The sequence below is a fragment of the Chitinophaga arvensicola genome (assembly GCF_900110835.1).
GTDB lineage: Bacteria > Bacteroidota > Bacteroidia > Chitinophagales > Chitinophagaceae > Chitinophaga > Chitinophaga arvensicola.
On record NZ_FOJG01000001.1, the window covers coordinates 1,748,643 to 1,764,657 of the forward strand.

General features: G+C 41.1%; 14 protein-coding genes. 9 read left to right on the top strand and 5 right to left on the bottom strand.

Annotated elements, in window-relative coordinates:
* Positions 1 to 397 precede the first annotated feature (397 nt).
* Genes BMW79_RS07485 through BMW79_RS07495 form a run of 3 tightly spaced genes read left to right on the top strand, consistent with a single transcriptional unit; the run spans position 398 to position 2,840 of the window.
* Positions 398 to 685, top strand: a complete 288-nt coding sequence (locus BMW79_RS07485; protein WP_089892637.1) for a hypothetical protein — start codon at positions 398 to 400, stop codon at positions 683 to 685.
* A gap of 44 nt (positions 686 to 729) precedes the next feature.
* On the top strand, positions 730 to 2,079 hold the full coding sequence (locus BMW79_RS07490; RefSeq protein WP_089892639.1) for a hypothetical protein: 1,350 nt from the start codon (positions 730 to 732) through the stop codon (positions 2,077 to 2,079).
* Between the two features lie 41 nt (positions 2,080 to 2,120).
* Positions 2,121 to 2,840: a hypothetical protein gene (locus BMW79_RS07495; protein WP_089892641.1), complete on the top strand. Its 720-nt coding sequence runs from the start codon at positions 2,121 to 2,123 to the stop codon at positions 2,838 to 2,840.
* Positions 2,841 to 2,850: 10 nt separating this feature from the next.
* Here the strand turns inward: BMW79_RS07495 and BMW79_RS07500 are convergent, their stop codons facing one another.
* The 5 genes from BMW79_RS07500 to BMW79_RS07520 all read right to left on the bottom strand — a co-directional run bounded on the left by BMW79_RS07500 (position 2,851) and on the right by BMW79_RS07520 (position 8,073).
* Positions 2,851 to 4,401, bottom strand: coding sequence for a hypothetical protein (locus BMW79_RS07500; RefSeq protein ID WP_089892643.1), 1,551 nt, complete (start codon positions 4,399 to 4,401; stop codon positions 2,851 to 2,853).
* Position 4,402: 1 nt separating this feature from the next.
* Positions 4,403 to 5,416, bottom strand: a complete 1,014-nt coding sequence (locus BMW79_RS07505) for a nucleoid-associated protein (RefSeq protein ID WP_089892646.1) — start codon at positions 5,414 to 5,416, stop codon at positions 4,403 to 4,405.
* Positions 5,417 to 5,633: 217 nt separating this feature from the next.
* Positions 5,634 to 6,677, bottom strand: a complete 1,044-nt coding sequence (locus tag BMW79_RS07510) for a relaxase/mobilization nuclease domain-containing protein (protein WP_089892648.1) — start codon at positions 6,675 to 6,677, stop codon at positions 5,634 to 5,636.
* Entirely contained in the window at positions 6,674 to 7,054 is a 381-nt protein-coding gene (locus BMW79_RS07515; protein ID WP_089892650.1) for a plasmid mobilization protein, read from the bottom strand. The genes BMW79_RS07510 and BMW79_RS07515 overlap by 4 nt, the downstream gene beginning before the upstream one ends.
* A gap of 122 nt (positions 7,055 to 7,176) precedes the next feature.
* Entirely contained in the window at positions 7,177 to 8,073 is an 897-nt protein-coding gene (locus tag BMW79_RS07520) for a toprim domain-containing protein (protein ID WP_089892653.1), read from the bottom strand.
* Between the two features lie 366 nt (positions 8,074 to 8,439).
* On the opposite strand from BMW79_RS07520, the gene BMW79_RS07525 reads away from it, so the two are divergent.
* From BMW79_RS07525 to BMW79_RS07550, 6 genes are all read left to right on the top strand, one after another.
* Positions 8,440 to 9,528, top strand: a complete 1,089-nt coding sequence (locus BMW79_RS07525) for an NADH:flavin oxidoreductase (protein WP_089892657.1) — start codon at positions 8,440 to 8,442, stop codon at positions 9,526 to 9,528.
* Between the two features lie 120 nt (positions 9,529 to 9,648).
* A complete protein-coding gene (locus tag BMW79_RS07530) occupies positions 9,649 to 10,089 on the top strand; it encodes a DsrE family protein (RefSeq protein ID WP_245752403.1) in 441 nt (146 codons plus the stop codon).
* Between the two features lie 234 nt (positions 10,090 to 10,323).
* Positions 10,324 to 10,767: a nucleoside deaminase gene (locus BMW79_RS07535; protein WP_089892664.1), complete on the top strand. Its 444-nt coding sequence runs from the start codon at positions 10,324 to 10,326 to the stop codon at positions 10,765 to 10,767.
* Positions 10,768 to 10,769: 2 nt separating this feature from the next.
* A complete protein-coding gene (locus tag BMW79_RS07540; RefSeq protein WP_089892667.1) occupies positions 10,770 to 11,654 on the top strand; it encodes an AraC family transcriptional regulator in 885 nt (294 codons plus the stop codon).
* Between the two features lie 170 nt (positions 11,655 to 11,824).
* The gene (locus BMW79_RS07545; protein WP_089892670.1) at positions 11,825 to 13,066 is read left to right on the top strand and encodes a helix-turn-helix domain-containing protein; all 1,242 of its coding nucleotides are present in this window, start codon (positions 11,825 to 11,827) and stop codon (positions 13,064 to 13,066) included.
* Positions 13,067 to 13,212: 146 nt separating this feature from the next.
* Complete coding sequence (locus tag BMW79_RS07550; protein ID WP_177192072.1) at positions 13,213 to 16,011, top strand: TonB-dependent receptor; 2,799 nt, start codon at positions 13,213 to 13,215, stop codon at positions 16,009 to 16,011.
* The last annotated feature ends 4 nt before the right edge of the window (positions 16,012 to 16,015 follow it).

Sequence of the window (16,015 nt, forward strand, 5' to 3'; positions counted from 1 at the left end):
TTGGTGTTTAGACAATAGTTGACCACTGCGCAAAAAAATAGCGCAGAACTCAACTTGTGGTACCTGTACGCCTTCGGAAGCCCAAGTAACCAACAAGCGAGCCTGCGCCAATATGGTGCAGGCACCGCCCTACTCGATTCCCTGGCTTCCGAAGGCGTAAGAGAATGAGAACGATGGCAATGCGGATATTCATTTAAGAAGCCCCGCAAAGCTAATAATTTTATCAGTTATGCCTAAAATGGTGTTTCAGGCCTGCCTTATAACACCACAAAGATAGGGAACATTTCAAATGAAATGCTACTAATGATAATCAATTTGATAATTAAAATTAAACAAATTGATTACCATTAATAATCATTTCATTATGCTTTAGAACATTTTTTGCTACTTTAAATGTATGGCGAAAGATAAACGGTATAATGCGATCAAAGAATTGATAGAACGCGGTGGCATTACGGATTTCAACAAAATCTTTGATATTATGCCACCGTCAACGATGGCCAGGCACCTGGGCATTAATTATAATAATTTTACGAAAAGGCAGGCGGATTGTAGCAGGTTTACGGTGAAGGAGATAATGAAGATGGCTGAATTGATTGGGGTGGAGGACACTCTTATAGCGTCCCTATTAATCAAAGCTACTAAAGCTCAATACAATAAAAAAGCCCGATCAATTAAAGGCTAAATAATAATCACGCTGTTAGTTTTACTTAGAATAGCAAAATAATCATGGAAACAATAGTAAGTGTAGGTTTCAGTTTCCCCTCAGATGAAGACGATTATATCCACTTTAATAGTAAAAGTTCGTTGTCCGATGGTGATATTATCATCTTCAACCCCTATCTCAGTAATTGTGGCTATGAATTGGATTATCGAAACAACTTTAAAGGAAAACCTTTTTATAACTCCCATTCGTCCTTCCTTATACTGGATCATCTAGCCCATTGGCAAAATGAGATAATAACGGGCCTAAATTCAGGAAAAACGATCTTCATAATATTAACTGAGAAAAATGAATTCTATATTCATACAGGCAAAAACAATACAGTAGATTTATGTCATAATTATCAATTTCTGCCATCAAGCAATTTTAGCCTCATTTCCGCGACGGGAAAAGCCATCTACCCGTACTCTGAAATAGTTACTAACCTATTTAAACACTGCAAAGACCTATTCAAATACGAAATTTACATTAAATCCCAAGAACATATAAAGGCTCCTCTATTCGCTACAAAAAGTAAAGACAAAATCCTAGGTCATACAATAAAAATTGGGAAAGGGAACCTTGTTTTAATTCCATCGATTTTTTTTCCTGATGATTTCTATGACAACGATGAGGACTGGACCAAAGAAGCCTTAATTTGGGGAAAGAGATTTAAGCAGATATTAGCTGAAATAAGTAAATCTCTAAAATCCGAAAAAAAGAAAACACCTACTCCTGATTGGACATTCAATGAAACATATTATCTAACAAACGTTACATCAACAAAAAATGCGATACTTAAAAACGAAGAAAAGATATTTAAAATACAAAAAGACATCGCTATTTTAGAAAAGAGTCTGACGGAACAAGAAGTAATAAAAGATTTACTTTTTGAATCAGGTGAGGCTTTGGAATATGCTGTAAGAAAGTCGTTAAAGATATTGGGATACTCTGCAGAGGGGTATGATGATGGAAAGCTAGAGCTGGATCAAATAATTCTTTCTCCAGAAGGTGATCGTTTTATTGGAGAATGCGAAGGAAAAGATTTAAGTCACGTTGATATTTCGAAATTCAGACAACTACAAGATTCTTTGCATGAAGACTTTGCCCGAGAGGAGGTTGATGAAAAAGCATTTGGAATCTTATTTGGTAACCCACAAAGGCTTATTGATCCTGCCAAAAGAACTTTGGATTTTACTGACAAATGCAGACGTGGCGCAGAGAGAGAAAAAATCGCGTTAATAAAAACAGCAGACTTATTTAATATTACGCGGTATGTTCAGGAGTCTGGCGATGAGAATTTTAAAGTTGAATGCAGAAAGGCTATTAAAGAACAACTTGGTCGTGTAGTGCAATTCCCTCCGTTACCAATGTGACCTCTATTGAACTTTTCTATCCCCAAATGTAATGCACTGTAATGAAAAAAACTGTCTTTAATCTCGAAACAATTTTCTCAGAAATATGTACCAGTTCTACTCCTTACGAATGGGATGAGAACCATGTTTCCTTTCTACTGATGAAAGAGTTAAGAAAACTATTTAGTAGACGTGTAATATCCTTTAACAGTTGGTCCAAAATTGTGGATTGGCATTCCTTTAAAAACAAAGGAAAACAGGAAACAAACTATGGCGACATTGCATTGATTGTATCTGTTCAATTTACAAGTGGGGAAATACTCAAGGGAATTGCCTGTATAGAGGCAAAGAGAAGCTATCAGTCTGGGAACTTTGAGTCAACAAGTATTGCACAATTAGATCGTATTTTTACGAAATTGCCATACTCACACTTATTACTTTACAATCAGAACAAGCAATCTCTACAGCAAAAATTCCCTGATGAATCAACATGGTCAAGCCATTTCTGGATTTCACCAATTAACACGGCCAGACAGCTATTAACTCAGATATCTCCTGGCGATAACTGGAAAATATTGAGAACGTCCTTCCCATTCTCCATGTTTCTGACTGCAAGAATTTTTTGGGGAATTGATTTAGACTTTAGGGAAGAAATACTAAATGATATTCTGAGTGGGGAAAACAAAATCATCGATCCATCTTTTCTAGGTATAGTAAACGTTTACTATGACCATCAGAAACCTATAAACTCTATTTTAACTGATAAATGGGAAGAAATCTAAACCTTCATTATTATATAAAATAATAAGCTTGGTACATCCACAGTCCAACCCAGTGGAGTCCCTTTAAAAATAGCCCAATCCAATCAAATGAAGAAAGCCCGACAACCACAATGAAAAGTATGAAAATGAAAGATAGCCACATCAAAGAATAATATTTCTTCTTCTCTTTAATAAATCTTACATCTTCTTTATGTTCTTTATCCTTGTTAAGGATTCGCTCAATATCTTCTTTTGTTAATAAATCTTCGTTTCTAACTTTCATGTTTCTATATGCCTCAATAAAGCGTTTCTCCTGCTCTTTAATTTCCCACCAAGAGACAAGAAAATAGATAAACGAAAAACCTAAAAACGTAAATGATAGTACTCCAGCTTCAAAACTAAAAACATTCTTTGGCTCGCGACTTGTCAATACTTTTGAAACAATAATTGTAGAAAATAATGAAATTAAAACTAACGCCGACTTCTGAAAACTACTTGCAAATGAGTCCACAATTTTACTTGCTTTCTCATTAAATGAAATAATTTGGTCCGACATCTTATTCCTTAGCTCTATGTATTGTTTTACATTTTGCTTTTCATAGGCTTTATATCCAGAAATAATAGGAATAAATGTTTCACTTACTAATGAGTAGCTGTCAGAAGGATCAATATTTAGTGAGATTAGATTTCTAGCTAACCCAATTTTATCAAAAATTCCTCCATCTGAAACAACCCATTGATATATTTTATAATATTGATCTAAGCTGCGAGTATTTACTTTATCTAATTCAATCTCTGTACTAAATGACCTATACCCATTGAGTCTTAAAGTAATCTTCTTTTCGTCAATAACTGAAAAATCAAATAATGTCGCCAAGCAAAGCAAGATAGATACTTTGGCAAATTTATCTCTTAGCGCAGTTGGACAAGATCGACTTGGATTATCTATCAACAAAAAATCACTAGGTAAGCTGACACATTGATTAAGTCCCGTAAAATGGCTCACGCTTTTCAGTTTGTCCCAAACCTTGTTTCGTACTACAGCTTCTACTTTTACTTCTTCCTTTGGAATTGACTTAATAAACTTAATTGTGTTTGATTCCAATGTATAATTTAACTCAGGAGAAACCAAGTGTATTACATCCCCCTTTTTGAACAATTCGTTAAACAGCGCTAAAAAATCATTTAAGGAAAGTAACTCTAGATATTTGCTAAAAGTATTAAGATCATAAATATTAATTATGCCTAAATCATGTGGCTTTTTTGTTACTCGAAATGTAAATTTTATATTTTCATCTTCTTTAGATGTGTCTGGAGGTAATGCTTTCCAAGCAGCCCAAAATTCAGATGCTTTTAAATTATCAGAATTACAGGACACAACGTCGTCTTCCCCATTCTCAATAATTATTTTAACACTATCATTATTGGAAGTAGTGACAATTAAATTTATTAAACTATCAGGATCAACAGTTTTCGGTACAAAACCCTCTACTTCAAGGCTAAAAGAGTCGATAGTTTCCTTAATGGCTACACTCTTCTTTTCTTGAAAAAATAGGGATAATATATCAGCTGTAGTGAACAATTTATTGTGTTATTTTTTTAAAATGATCGTATCCATTATCTGTCTTAATTTTAATGTATTTTTCTCCCATTTCTGTAAACGCTACAACTTCATTATCCCAATTGATATTATCTCTTATTTCAAGGCTTAATTCGGCAGTTAACCGAACTTTAGTAACTATTCTCTTTTTTAACTCCTCAGGCCTCAACTTAAAACGGGAATCAAAATCTTCTTTTTCAGGTAGCTCAAGAACGATTTGACTAAATTTCTCCATATTAAGCGCAGGGTTCTCAGGTTGATAGTTTACCCAAATTGCTCTAACATAGTCTTCTAAAACAAACTCCTTATTTGCTCTAAAATATTGTATTGTCGCATTTCGCAGACATAGTGCATCTGACGGAGATGTCTTTTTTATTTTATTAAATACCTTCTTTTCGAGGGCGTCAAAAGAAACTTGAGTATTGTATGTATCACTATGCTCTTCTGCCAATTCTAAAAAATCGCTCCACCAATAAGTAGAAATTTGGGTCTTAGAATCTCCTACCATTGCATAATCTGGCTCATCATCTGTATTTAAATAACCACAGAATGATTTGAACACCTTCTTTTTTATCGGTAACCCTTTAGCTTTCTTATTATCTTCTTCATTTAAAAAGTCGAGGTGTTCAGCTTTTGCTATTATATAAATTTTTGTATCGTTATGTTCAACTAGGGCCTGTAATAATATACCTTTTTGAATTTCGCGCTCTAAACGCTCAATCTTATCTTGTGTTTTTTTCTCTATCTTAAGTAATCGTTTGGCTGCCGCCATTGTTGCCCCATCTATGTCACCCCCCAAGGCATCTGAAATTTCCTTTTTAACTGCAGTATCTTCAGCGGGAAACATATACTTCTTGCTTCTTTTGTCCATTACAATGTCATGAACTAACTCATCTAAATACGAATTAAAATCATCTTTTTCATTCGAAATAGGAACAATTTCTACTTTTGAAGTATCAAAATTGAAACGAAAGCATCGCTTAAAATGAATAATCATGCTTGAAAGGTTAAATTTAAGGAAAATACTAATAATTTTAGCATGTAAATAAAACTATAGTACAATTAGTTGATTGTCAATGGGGACATTCTACAAAAAATACACTTCACATATTATACACGTTATTTGCCAGGGATATACTAGCCCTGAATATAAATAAAAAAAACACATATGCCAACAAACGACTCATTACCAGTACATTAAAGTATGTCTTTCATTAACGATGCTGTGCCTTTCTTTTTTCTTTCTTTTTCCTTCTTTGATATCCTTCCGCGGTTAATTCATAAGGCAATAAATTAAAAGAAACCTCCGGTCTCAAAAGCTCATTTAAAACACTAGCGATTTGTATTATAATAGGAACTAAAGGCGAACATACCATCAAGGCATGAACCCTGTTATCTAATAACAACTTTTGTGTAGCTATAACTGGCTTCCTCCTTATGTCGCGTTCTATGTCCTGTTTATAAATTTCCAGTTCTTTTACATTGGTTTCCAACTTCTGTTTCAGATTGAGTATATGCTCAATCCTTGATAAAGAAAATCCTACTTCGCTACCTTTAATCTTCACTTTCTTACTGTCTATAAAGGCAATACCACGGCTTTTTAGGACAGTATAACCCAATTCTTTCATCCTCTCTGTAAACTGATCAAAGCTATTAACGTCAATCAAAGTTTGGCGTATATCCTTCTGTAATTGGATTCTTCGTGAATCATTCCGAGGTAATAACCGCTCATTCGGAGCTAAAAAGGCCCTTGGACTTAGCACTTCCCGTAACTGGTATTGCTTCTCCAACCTCCGGCAAAGAGCCGCCATCCGCTTATAACTATTACTATCACTAGCTGCCTTTCCATCAAGACCAACACGATTAGCCACTATATGTATATGCTGTTCGCTCGTATCTTTATGCAAAACACAGATATATTGGTTATCTGCTACTCTAAACTCCTTTGCACATTCATACCCAATTTCCTCTAATTGATTGCGGCTAAGCGATTCACCAGGGGCCAGCCGAAGCGAAAAATGGAATACGGGTTTCTCTACTCTCTTACTCAATTTAGCCACATCTCTGAATTGCTGAGCCAACTCTTGGGGGGTACCAAAACACTGATTGTAGGATAGAATTTCTGCCCGGCCATGGTGTTGCAATCCGTCTTTCTGTGAAAGATCCGCTTTCTGTTTATTGGAAAGTTCCTTTTTATCATTGAGGCAATATTGAATACAACCCAGGAAGGAACTTCCCGTTCCTATGTAACCGATCATTGGAAATATGCTTTAATCTGTTCCGCCAAGTTCTTCAAATCACCTGACCGTGTTTTCAATTCCGATAGTTCTTTTAGGGACAATTGCTCCATCCCATTCCTTATTCTGGCAATTTGATTGAGGTTAGCTGCAAGGTGATTTAGCATACCAGTTAGCTCTAATACCTCTTTGGGAAACACCTTTTCCCGCCTGTCAATTTTTCCGGCAACACCTATTTTTCGCAGATATTCTGATATGGTAAGGTTGGAAGCCTTGGCCTTAGCTTCGATAATAGACCGTTCCCACTGATTACATTTGATAGCCAGGAATTGATCTTTTTTGATTTCTTTACGGGGGCGGCCGCTCCTATTTTTTGTTTGTTTATTCTCCTGCGTCATAGTCAACTTCACTTTAGATTTTTGAATGCGATAGCATGAAAAAAGCTACTCACTGAATGCGGTAGCATGAGGTGAGCAAGTAGTTTTGGTTTTACCAAAACATAGCTGGCTACCTAAGCGATTTAAAGCCGTTTGCTTCTTCGCTGGGTTTCCTTCGGGTTTTGATGGTGGCTAATTAGCCAGTCGTTTAAATCCTTATGGCCTTGGAAAAAATCACTGTGATCTACATATCGGCTACTATCCCATTTCAGGGCCCATTGGGTATGATTGATCCCGGCGGTATCCCGATCTAAAAACAATTGAACAGTCTGGTGTTGCTCCATAAGAGGGCGGCTCCTTTCGAAAAAAGAAAGGGAGTTAAGAACAAGACAATTTGACGGTAATATTGCGCGATCACTGGCCGCGAAAAAGGAAAGGAAGCTGAAGAAGCCTTCAAATACGGATACATGCTCCGTGTGGCTATTAATAAAGGTCACATCTTTTGAAGAGCTGCTACCTTTAAAATGTTCATTTCTCAGCTCATAGCCACCGGCATTATTGCGGAATCCAATTACGGTATACTTCTTACCATATAAAAGAAAATCTACTTCCTCACAAAAATGGCGGGCAACCTCCAAGGGTATATGCCGTTTCTGAATATAGGCCAATAAGGCGGAGCTATTTAGCTGGCGGGTGGTCAGCAGTACAATTTTGTCCTCTTTCTTTTCATCGGCAGAAACAGTAGGCTGGTGAAAAGAAAAATCCGGGGTTGCCCGTAAGGCCAAACGGTGTAAAAGATCGGAAACGGAGCAACTAAAATATAGCACCCCAAAATCGATGAGATTCCCTCCTTTGCCAATGCCATGGTCATACCAGCTATTCAGCCGGCGATTAATCTTAAAAGAAGGTGTTCGCTCCGTCCTCAGTGGGGATAAATACCAATAATCCTGATTACTGATCCCTTGGGGATGATGGCCGAGGGAGGCCAGATAATCAACCAGGTCTAACTGCCTGGCTTCTTTACATGATAACTTTAACATACTGCACAATTTTCAGGTTCACAAATGATCATATACAGAAAAGGCCCGCAGGCAGGGCGGTTTATTAAACCACCATGCTTGCGAGCCTCTTTAAATCTTCCATAAAAAAGTTCGAAAAATGTACCTTAGGGGTCACTTGAAAGGGGCAAGCATAGCTTGTCCCTTTTTTATGCCCGCTATTTTCCTTTGGAAACGTCCTGCTGACCTGTAACAAACATCTTCTTTGCAGAAAAGGACTTCATACACTGATAGATGTTCCGCTGTACTCAGAATCATCCATGATAATGTCAGAATCATCCATTTTTCACGAACGATTGCCACGCCATCTTTGCGGTCGATAATAATTTATTAAATACAGAGATAAAGATGTCCGTTAATAATCTATTCGAGCCGCTCATGCTACTGCATGGCCCGGCAATGAGAAATCGTTTTATGATGGCGCCACTGACCAGCCAGCAAAGTGAACATGACGGTACTGCTTCCGAATTTGACCATTTATGGATCGAACAATTGGCGGAAAGCGGTTACGCATTCATCCAGACCGGCGCTGCTACTGTGGAAGCCGGCGGCATCGCTTTTGAACGCCAGATGGGAATTCACAGTGATGATCATTTGCCTGGTCTGACCAGGATGGCTGCTGCCATCCGAAGGCAAGGCGGACTGTCTGCTGTACAGCTACATCATGCCGGGCACCGCGCGAAGCCTTTACTGGGGGGCATACCTGCTCCCGCTTCGGGCAATACGGTACCAGGCATTAAGGCAATTACAACGGAGGAGGTGGAGCGGATCCGCGACAGCTTTATTGCAGCTGCTAAAAGAGCGCAACGGGCAGGGTTCGATGGCGTTTCGGTACATGGTGCCTTCGGATGGATTCTTTCAGAGTTCATGTCTCCGCATTTAAACGACCGTAAGGATAAGTATGGTGGCAGCCTTGAAAATCGCGCACGATTCACTGTTGAGGTTATCGAAGGTATTCGTAGGGTTTGTGGTCCTGATTTCCAGATCGGCTGGCGGCTGTCTGTTGAGCGCCACGGGCTGCGCCTGGAGGAGATGCGTGACATCACGGCTGATTTCTTTGATCGCGAATTGATCGATTATCTTGACCTGGCGTTATGGGATGCTGCTCAGGTTGTCCGCGAGGGGACGTACCAGGGAAAGACTTTGCTCAGCATCTTCACCGGGCTTCCCCGCAAAGGGGTACGCTTAGGCGCAGCCGGAAAAATAATGAGTGCCCGGCGTGCCGCAGAATTGCTGGAGGAAGGCTGCGATTTTGTACTGATTGCACGGGCGGGTATTCTTCAGCGCGACTTCCCACTTCAGGTAAAGGCAAACCCACTGTTCGATAGCGCTCAGCTGCCCGTTACGGCCGAATACCTGCGCCAGGGGGGCCTAAGCGAGCGCTTTATCAATACCATGCGTGGATGGCAAACCTTCGTGAAACCAGGCTCCTTGTAAGATTATTCGGCTATTCATATGACGAAATAATCCAACCACTTTAATGAACGAAGCGGGCCTGCTTATGCAGGCCCGCTTCGCGTGTTGTTGTATTTCTCCGGATTGCTGAAAAAATCCTCCATGAGATTGCAAGAATCCTCCATTCTTCCCCAGCTGTTACCAGCGCACCTTTGCAGTACAAAACAAGTTATTGATATGAGCAAAACAGCCATCATTATTCTTTCTGATCCCAAAGCAGGTTCAGAAGAAGCATTAGGACGCGTATTCAACGCTTTAGCATCGGCCTATGAATTCAAACATGCGGGAGAGGAGGTGAAGATTATTTTCCAGGGTACAGGCATCAGGTGGCCTGAACAACTGGAGAAACCCGAACATCCGGTAAATGGACTTTATCTGGAAGTAAAGGATCATGTTCATGGTCTTTCTCAAGGCTGCGTTGCAGTCTTTGGTACGGAAGTATCCGGTTATGATCTGTTAAATGATAATGCCGTGCCGGGAACGCCGGGGCTGCCAAGTTTACTTAACCTCAGAAATGATGGTTATGCTATTTTGATTTTTTGATCTGGCTTCCTTAACTATCCTCTGGTTTTACCGGAGGATAGTGTTTATGCTGAAATCATAAAATGTAAATATGTCCGGCCTTTTGATACCAGTTGCCATTCATTAGCAACTGCTATTATTTGAGTATCTTGGTATACACCTAAATAAGAAGCGATCGTTATTTAATGGGCTGCTCGCTTCCAGCCGATAACATGGAAATTGAAAGAAGCTGTGGAAGATAAATATAGAAATTATATGCTCCAATGCCTGAGCCTCGCCAGGATCGCTCTGGAGGCCGGTAATCCTCCGGTAGGAGCACTGATCGTGCATGAAGGAAAAGTAATTGGCAAAGGAATTGAATCCGGACGATCAACAGGAGATATCACCAACCATGCAGAAATACTGGCGGTCCGGGATGCTATTGCGAACGGTTACAGGGATGTGTTGCCCCAGGCATGTATGTACACTACGCATGAACCCTGTATCACGTGCGCTTATCTGATCAGGCACCACAGGATACCTGATATCGTTTATGGCATTGCAGTTCCAACTCTTGGTGGGGCAACTTCACAGTTCCCGGTCCTTTCCACAACGGAGGTGCCTCAATGGGGCAATCCACCCAGGGTGACAGGGGATGTTTGCCCGGAGGAGTGCCATGTTTTAAATGAAGCATTCCAGCGATTGCTTAAAAAATCTTAGTTATGTTAGCGCAATCAGTATACACGCTGGTGAATCAACAGAACGGAAACCTTTCTTTCAAGGTATTCGAGTTCGATAACAACAGTTATTTTGATCACATACAACGGAATAATTATTTCACCCTGATTATCATTACCTCGGGTGAAGGAATAGCTACCGTTGATCTGGCAGAATACCCATTTAAAGAAAATACCCTGTTTGCTTTTTATCCTTATCAGCCGTATATGCTACAATCGAAAGGCCCGCTGATGGGCGTTGCCATCCAGTTCCATCACGACTTTTTCTGTATATACAGACATCATAAGGAAATTGCGAGCAACGGTATCCTGTTCAATAATATCTATCAGCAACCTTTTATCCACCTGGACGAAAATGCAAGGAAGACGCTGTTGAACTTTGTAAGCGAAATTACCGGTGAGCTTAAAACGGAAGGTTTGAGAAGGGATGAGGTGATTGTTTCTTACCTGAAGATCTTTCTGGTATTGGCCACCAGGATGAAGCTGGAACAGCAGACCGTTTTACTGGCCAGTGACCCGGGAGGAAAACAATTGATGATCATCCAGCACTTACGTAATGCTATCGAGGAAAATTTCAGGACGAAACATTCTGCAAGTGATTATGCCGGTATGCTCCATCTTACACCAAATTCACTGGCCCGTATAGCCAGGATGCACTTCAATAAAACTTTGTCTGACCTGATCGCAGACAGAATCATTATCGAAGCAAAAAGAGAGCTTTACCTGACAGAGAAAACTATCAAGGAAATTGCCTACGAACTCGGCTACGAAGATGAATATTATTTTAGCAGATTTTTTAAAAGCAAAACTGATGTATCACCACAGGCTTATCGTGATACCGTCGGTTTTAACAGAGGCGCTGTCTGTTGATTCCACATATGCTCGGGTTGGGCTGTTAACACGTCTGATAAGGCTCATTCGCCATGCATTCCTGGTGCCGGATAAAAAAGTTCAACCCTGACGATTTTCCTCATCCCACACCTAAATAATAATTCCTTAACAGTGGTTATGTAGCTTCACAGCCGTAAAAGAGTCATTCCATGAAGTACATTATTCTGTTAGGGGCTTTCCAGGCATTGGTAGTATTCAGTATTTTCATTATTAATAATAAAAGAACATCAGCTGATAAAACATTAAGTTGGTTTTTGATATGGGTTTTTATTCACCTGGGCAGCGCTTTCCTGCTACATGTTATTTTCCCGGATGCACAAATCCACAAACAGTTCTACACTTTTATCAGCCTTATTTATACGCCGCTGTTCTGGAGCTACACGGTGCAGCTCTCCGGACGCTATCAACAGATAAAAAATAAAGTATATCTGCTTTTTCTGCCGGCATTGATGGCGGCGATTGTATATTTTGCCATCGCTGGTTATGTGATTACACATGGCGGCGACACGCCTCCGGTCATTATTTCCTATAATAAGATAACCGGCTACGCATTGATCGTTTCCAGCCTGGTATATGGAACGCTGTTCCTGGTCGAATCCCGCCATATACCAACCTTCTGGCAATCCGAGCGGCAGCTGGTGCAGTTCACGGGTGTCGCATCGCTGATCACAGGCTTTTTTATGCTGTGGCTCACCGTTAATAAAATGTTGCCTGATGCTTCCCAGGTAATGCTGGATAGCCATCTATGGGGAAGAATTGTTACCTATATCTCTCTGTTGAGTATTTGTCTGGCTATCGGACGGGTGAAAGTCTTATCGCTGATTTACACAGATACGCAGGTGCCCCTGCTGGAATCCGCCAGGGATGTGCTGGAAACAGTGATCGATACGCCAACGGCATTTATTGAAAACGAAGTCTCAGAAATGGCAACACCTGATCCTGCTGGTTCAAACAGGAAGTCGCTGTTGTCTGCCGATCAGCAATCCGGTATTGCCCGGGACATCAAACGCTGGATGGAAGAGAAAGGGGTATATAAAGAGCCGGGACTGACACTGGATAACCTGGCCGCTATGATGGAAATATCCCGCCATCATCTTTCAGAAACGCTGAATCAATACCTGGGAAAGTCTTTTTACCAGTTTGTCAATGAATACAGAATCAGGGAAGTGGTAAGATTGATTGATGAAAACAGGGCTAATAAAATTACACCCAATCTCCTGTCTCTTGCTTTTGACGCCGGCTTTCATTCCAAGTCATCTTTCAACCAATACTTCAAAAAAGTAACAGGTAATACGCCGTCTGCTTACCTGAAAAGTACGCATCCTGCTGGTTCCCGGTACACAAAAATCTCAGTCAACAACGATAATTCAACCGCTTTTTATCAGCCTTAACAATATGGTAATGTGTGGTAATGTGTTGATTGTCAGATGTTAGTGGCCTGTTCTGTCTTCTCTGATCTATACGGTCGTCCGGGTTTATCCAGAAGGACGACTTCCTGGAGCGGCCCATTCAACTTTGCGGAAAAATGATTTCGCTCATGATTCGCCGACTTTTATTATTGTTCTTACTCTTTCCCTTTTTCTGCTCGGCACAGCAGATCAGGGGAAGTATTTTATCTAAAGAAGGACCACTGCCGGCTGCCACTATCGTTATTGATGGAACTGGCACGCAGACGGATCTTTCCGGAGTTTTTGATATTGCCGTCAGGAAAACCGGGAAAATAACGCTTAGAATTAATTACGTAGGCTTTGCCACTAAAACAGTGGAAGTTGATGTCAAACCAGGAATAAATCAGCTGGGTGCGATACTGATGGAGCCTGCCAATGATGTTTTGGGAGAAGTGGTAGTAAAAGGTGCCTCTGCCGGATCACAGGTACGCGCCATCAGCATAAAAAAGAATGCTTCCGGAATTATGGAAGTACTGGCCGCCGATGCTATCGGCAAGCTTCCTGATCGTAACGCCGCTGAAGCAGTACAACGTATCCAGGGGGTATCTATCGAAAGAGACCAGGGCGAAGGCCGCTATGTATCGGTACGTGGCACACCTATCCAGTGGAGTGCTACCCTGCTCAATGGCAACCGTCTGCCAACTGCAAGCCTGGATTATACAGACCGTCGTATTCAGATGGATATTTTCCCTTCGGAGCTGATAGAATATGTACAGCTGTCAAAAGCAATTACACCAGACATAGAGGGAGATGCCATCGGTGGCTCTATCAATTTTATCACCAAAGCCGCCCCGCTGGCCCGCACGCTGAGGATAAATGCAGCAGGTGGTTACGGTGACCAGGCGCATAAAGGCTCCTATAACGCCTCTGTGGTGTATGGCGACCGGCTGCTGAAAGATAAGCTTGGTTTTGTACTCTCTGCAGTAGTGTGGGACCGGACTTCTGCCCAGGACCGCTATAATATGAACTATGATTTTACCAACACCAATCCCAAACAATCTTATTCTATTACTGATCTCCAGTTGAGGGATTACATCGCACACCGCAGAACAACAGGCTTAAACGCCGGTCTGGAATATAAATTCAATGACAGGCATAAGATCCAGTTCAAAGGTATTTATAGCGAATTTATGGATGGACAGATGGTAAGGGAGACGTATTTTTATTTCAATGCTAAAAATGCCACCATCACTTCCAGGGCTTCCAACTACCATACTAACCTGTATTCCGGTGCATTGAGCGGACAGTCCTTACTATCGGGTAAACTGAGCCTCGACTGGGAAGCAAGTATAGATAAATCGAAGTTCCAGTTTAAAGATCCGGGAGGCTATCCGGTGGCTACTTTCCAACAGGTCGCCACCTACGAGGGACTCGCGGCAGATGGCAAAAAATATCTTGCTATGGATGCACCCGATGGGAAAGGAGATGTTATTGATGCTGTGTTGCCACATTTATCGGCAGCTACCCCCATCAGCAGCACCGCTATGAAACTCTCTCAGGTAGTAATGTTACGTAGTACCAACTGGGAAGAAAACAAACGTTTCAGTTTTAATTTCAAATACTCGCCCAATAATAAATTCCATCTGAAAACAGGTGGTAAGTTCATTCATAAGGATAAAGTAGTGCAAACACCTTATAGTGTTTACCTGGGCGGTATTCTGGGTGCTGCGCCTACCATGGCCAGTTTTGGTAGTGAGCCATTCCCTTATAATGGTGGTTTCCTTACTGAGATCGGTTCTCCTTACAACAACGTCATCATCGATCAGATGCCGCTCAGCCAGGTGAAAACATTGGTAACACCGGAAAGTATCGCTAACAACAAACTGCTTCCTTTCCAGATAGATTCTGCTACCAATGCATCCGGAGCTACCAAATATTTTACCGGTGTGGAAAACGTATATGCGCTATATGTGATGGGAGAATACAAAGTATCAGAACAACTCACACTGACAGGTGGTATCCGCAATGAATACAATAAAGTCATCTTCAATGGCAGTAAAGTTACCACTGGTGCAGGTGGTAAACAGGTAACCGCACTTACGCAGGACAACAGCTATAATGCTTTTCTGCCCATGCTGCACATGAAGTATACGATTACCGATAAAGATATTCTTCGCCTGGCTTATACGCGCAGTTTTGCCCGTGCCGACTTCAATAACCTGAATCCCGGTACTACACAGGACGATATCAACAAAGTGATCACCAGGGGGAATGCCAGTCTTAAACCGACTTTCGCCAGTAACTTCGACCTGATGGCCGAACATTATTTCGGTGGAATTGGTATGGTCAATTTTGGTGCGTTCTATAAAAAGCTGACCGATCTTATCTATACGAATCAATCATCCGCATCAGTCAACGGGGTACAATACCTGGTGAGTGAACCGGATAACCTGCAACATGCATGGCTGGCCGGTTTTGAAGCCGGTTTCGTAAAAAGATTTACCGGTCTCCCGGGTATCTGGAAAGGTTTCGGTATCGATGCCAATTATACTTTTACCGATTCCCGCGTGAAAATCCCCCGCTTTGTGGGCGACCAGAAAATGGAAGATGCCAGCGTAATTCCCAAACAAGCCAAACATATCTTCAACGCATCGTTGATGTATGAATATGGTAAATTCATGGCGAGAGTTGCCGGTAATTATAAAGGCAAATATCTCGATGTCATCCGACAGGCTGCTGGCCCTGACCACTATCGCTGGTATGCACAGAACTTCACGGTCGACTTTTCCGCTTCTTATGCCATTACTCCAAAGATCAGGACGTTCCTGGAGCTGAATAATCTCACCAATGCGCCGGTACGCTACTACCATGGCACCTTTGACCGTGTGGAACAGGCCGAATGGTATTCCATCAGGGGACAAATCGGTGTGAGCGCTAAAATCTTCTAACTAC

What these genes read in the sequence shown, in the direction of transcription:
- BMW79_RS07505 (WP_089892646.1), bottom strand. Translation starts at nt 5,416, where the DNA reads ATGATTATTCATTTTAAGCGATGCTTTCGTTTCAATTTTGATACTTCA.
- BMW79_RS07525 (WP_089892657.1), top strand. Translation starts at nt 8,440, where the DNA reads ATGTCCGTTAATAATCTATTCGAGCCGCTCATGCTACTGCATGGCCCG.
- BMW79_RS07530 (WP_245752403.1), top strand. Translation starts at nt 9,649, where the DNA reads ATGAGATTGCAAGAATCCTCCATTCTTCCCCAGCTGTTACCAGCGCAC.
- BMW79_RS07535 (WP_089892664.1), top strand. Translation starts at nt 10,324, where the DNA reads ATGCTCCAATGCCTGAGCCTCGCCAGGATCGCTCTGGAGGCCGGTAAT.
- BMW79_RS07485 (WP_089892637.1), top strand. Translation starts at nt 398, where the DNA reads ATGGCGAAAGATAAACGGTATAATGCGATCAAAGAATTGATAGAACGC.
- BMW79_RS07490 (WP_089892639.1), top strand. Translation starts at nt 730, where the DNA reads ATGGAAACAATAGTAAGTGTAGGTTTCAGTTTCCCCTCAGATGAAGAC.
- BMW79_RS07540 (WP_089892667.1), top strand. Translation starts at nt 10,770, where the DNA reads ATGTTAGCGCAATCAGTATACACGCTGGTGAATCAACAGAACGGAAAC.
- BMW79_RS07510 (WP_089892648.1), bottom strand. Translation starts at nt 6,677, where the DNA reads ATGATCGGTTACATAGGAACGGGAAGTTCCTTCCTGGGTTGTATTCAA.
- BMW79_RS07495 (WP_089892641.1), top strand. Translation starts at nt 2,121, where the DNA reads ATGAAAAAAACTGTCTTTAATCTCGAAACAATTTTCTCAGAAATATGT.
- BMW79_RS07550 (WP_177192072.1), top strand. Translation starts at nt 13,213, where the DNA reads ATGATTCGCCGACTTTTATTATTGTTCTTACTCTTTCCCTTTTTCTGC.
- BMW79_RS07515 (WP_089892650.1), bottom strand. Translation starts at nt 7,054, where the DNA reads ATGACGCAGGAGAATAAACAAACAAAAAATAGGAGCGGCCGCCCCCGT.
- BMW79_RS07520 (WP_089892653.1), bottom strand. Translation starts at nt 8,073, where the DNA reads ATGTTAAAGTTATCATGTAAAGAAGCCAGGCAGTTAGACCTGGTTGAT.
- BMW79_RS07545 (WP_089892670.1), top strand. Translation starts at nt 11,825, where the DNA reads ATGAAGTACATTATTCTGTTAGGGGCTTTCCAGGCATTGGTAGTATTC.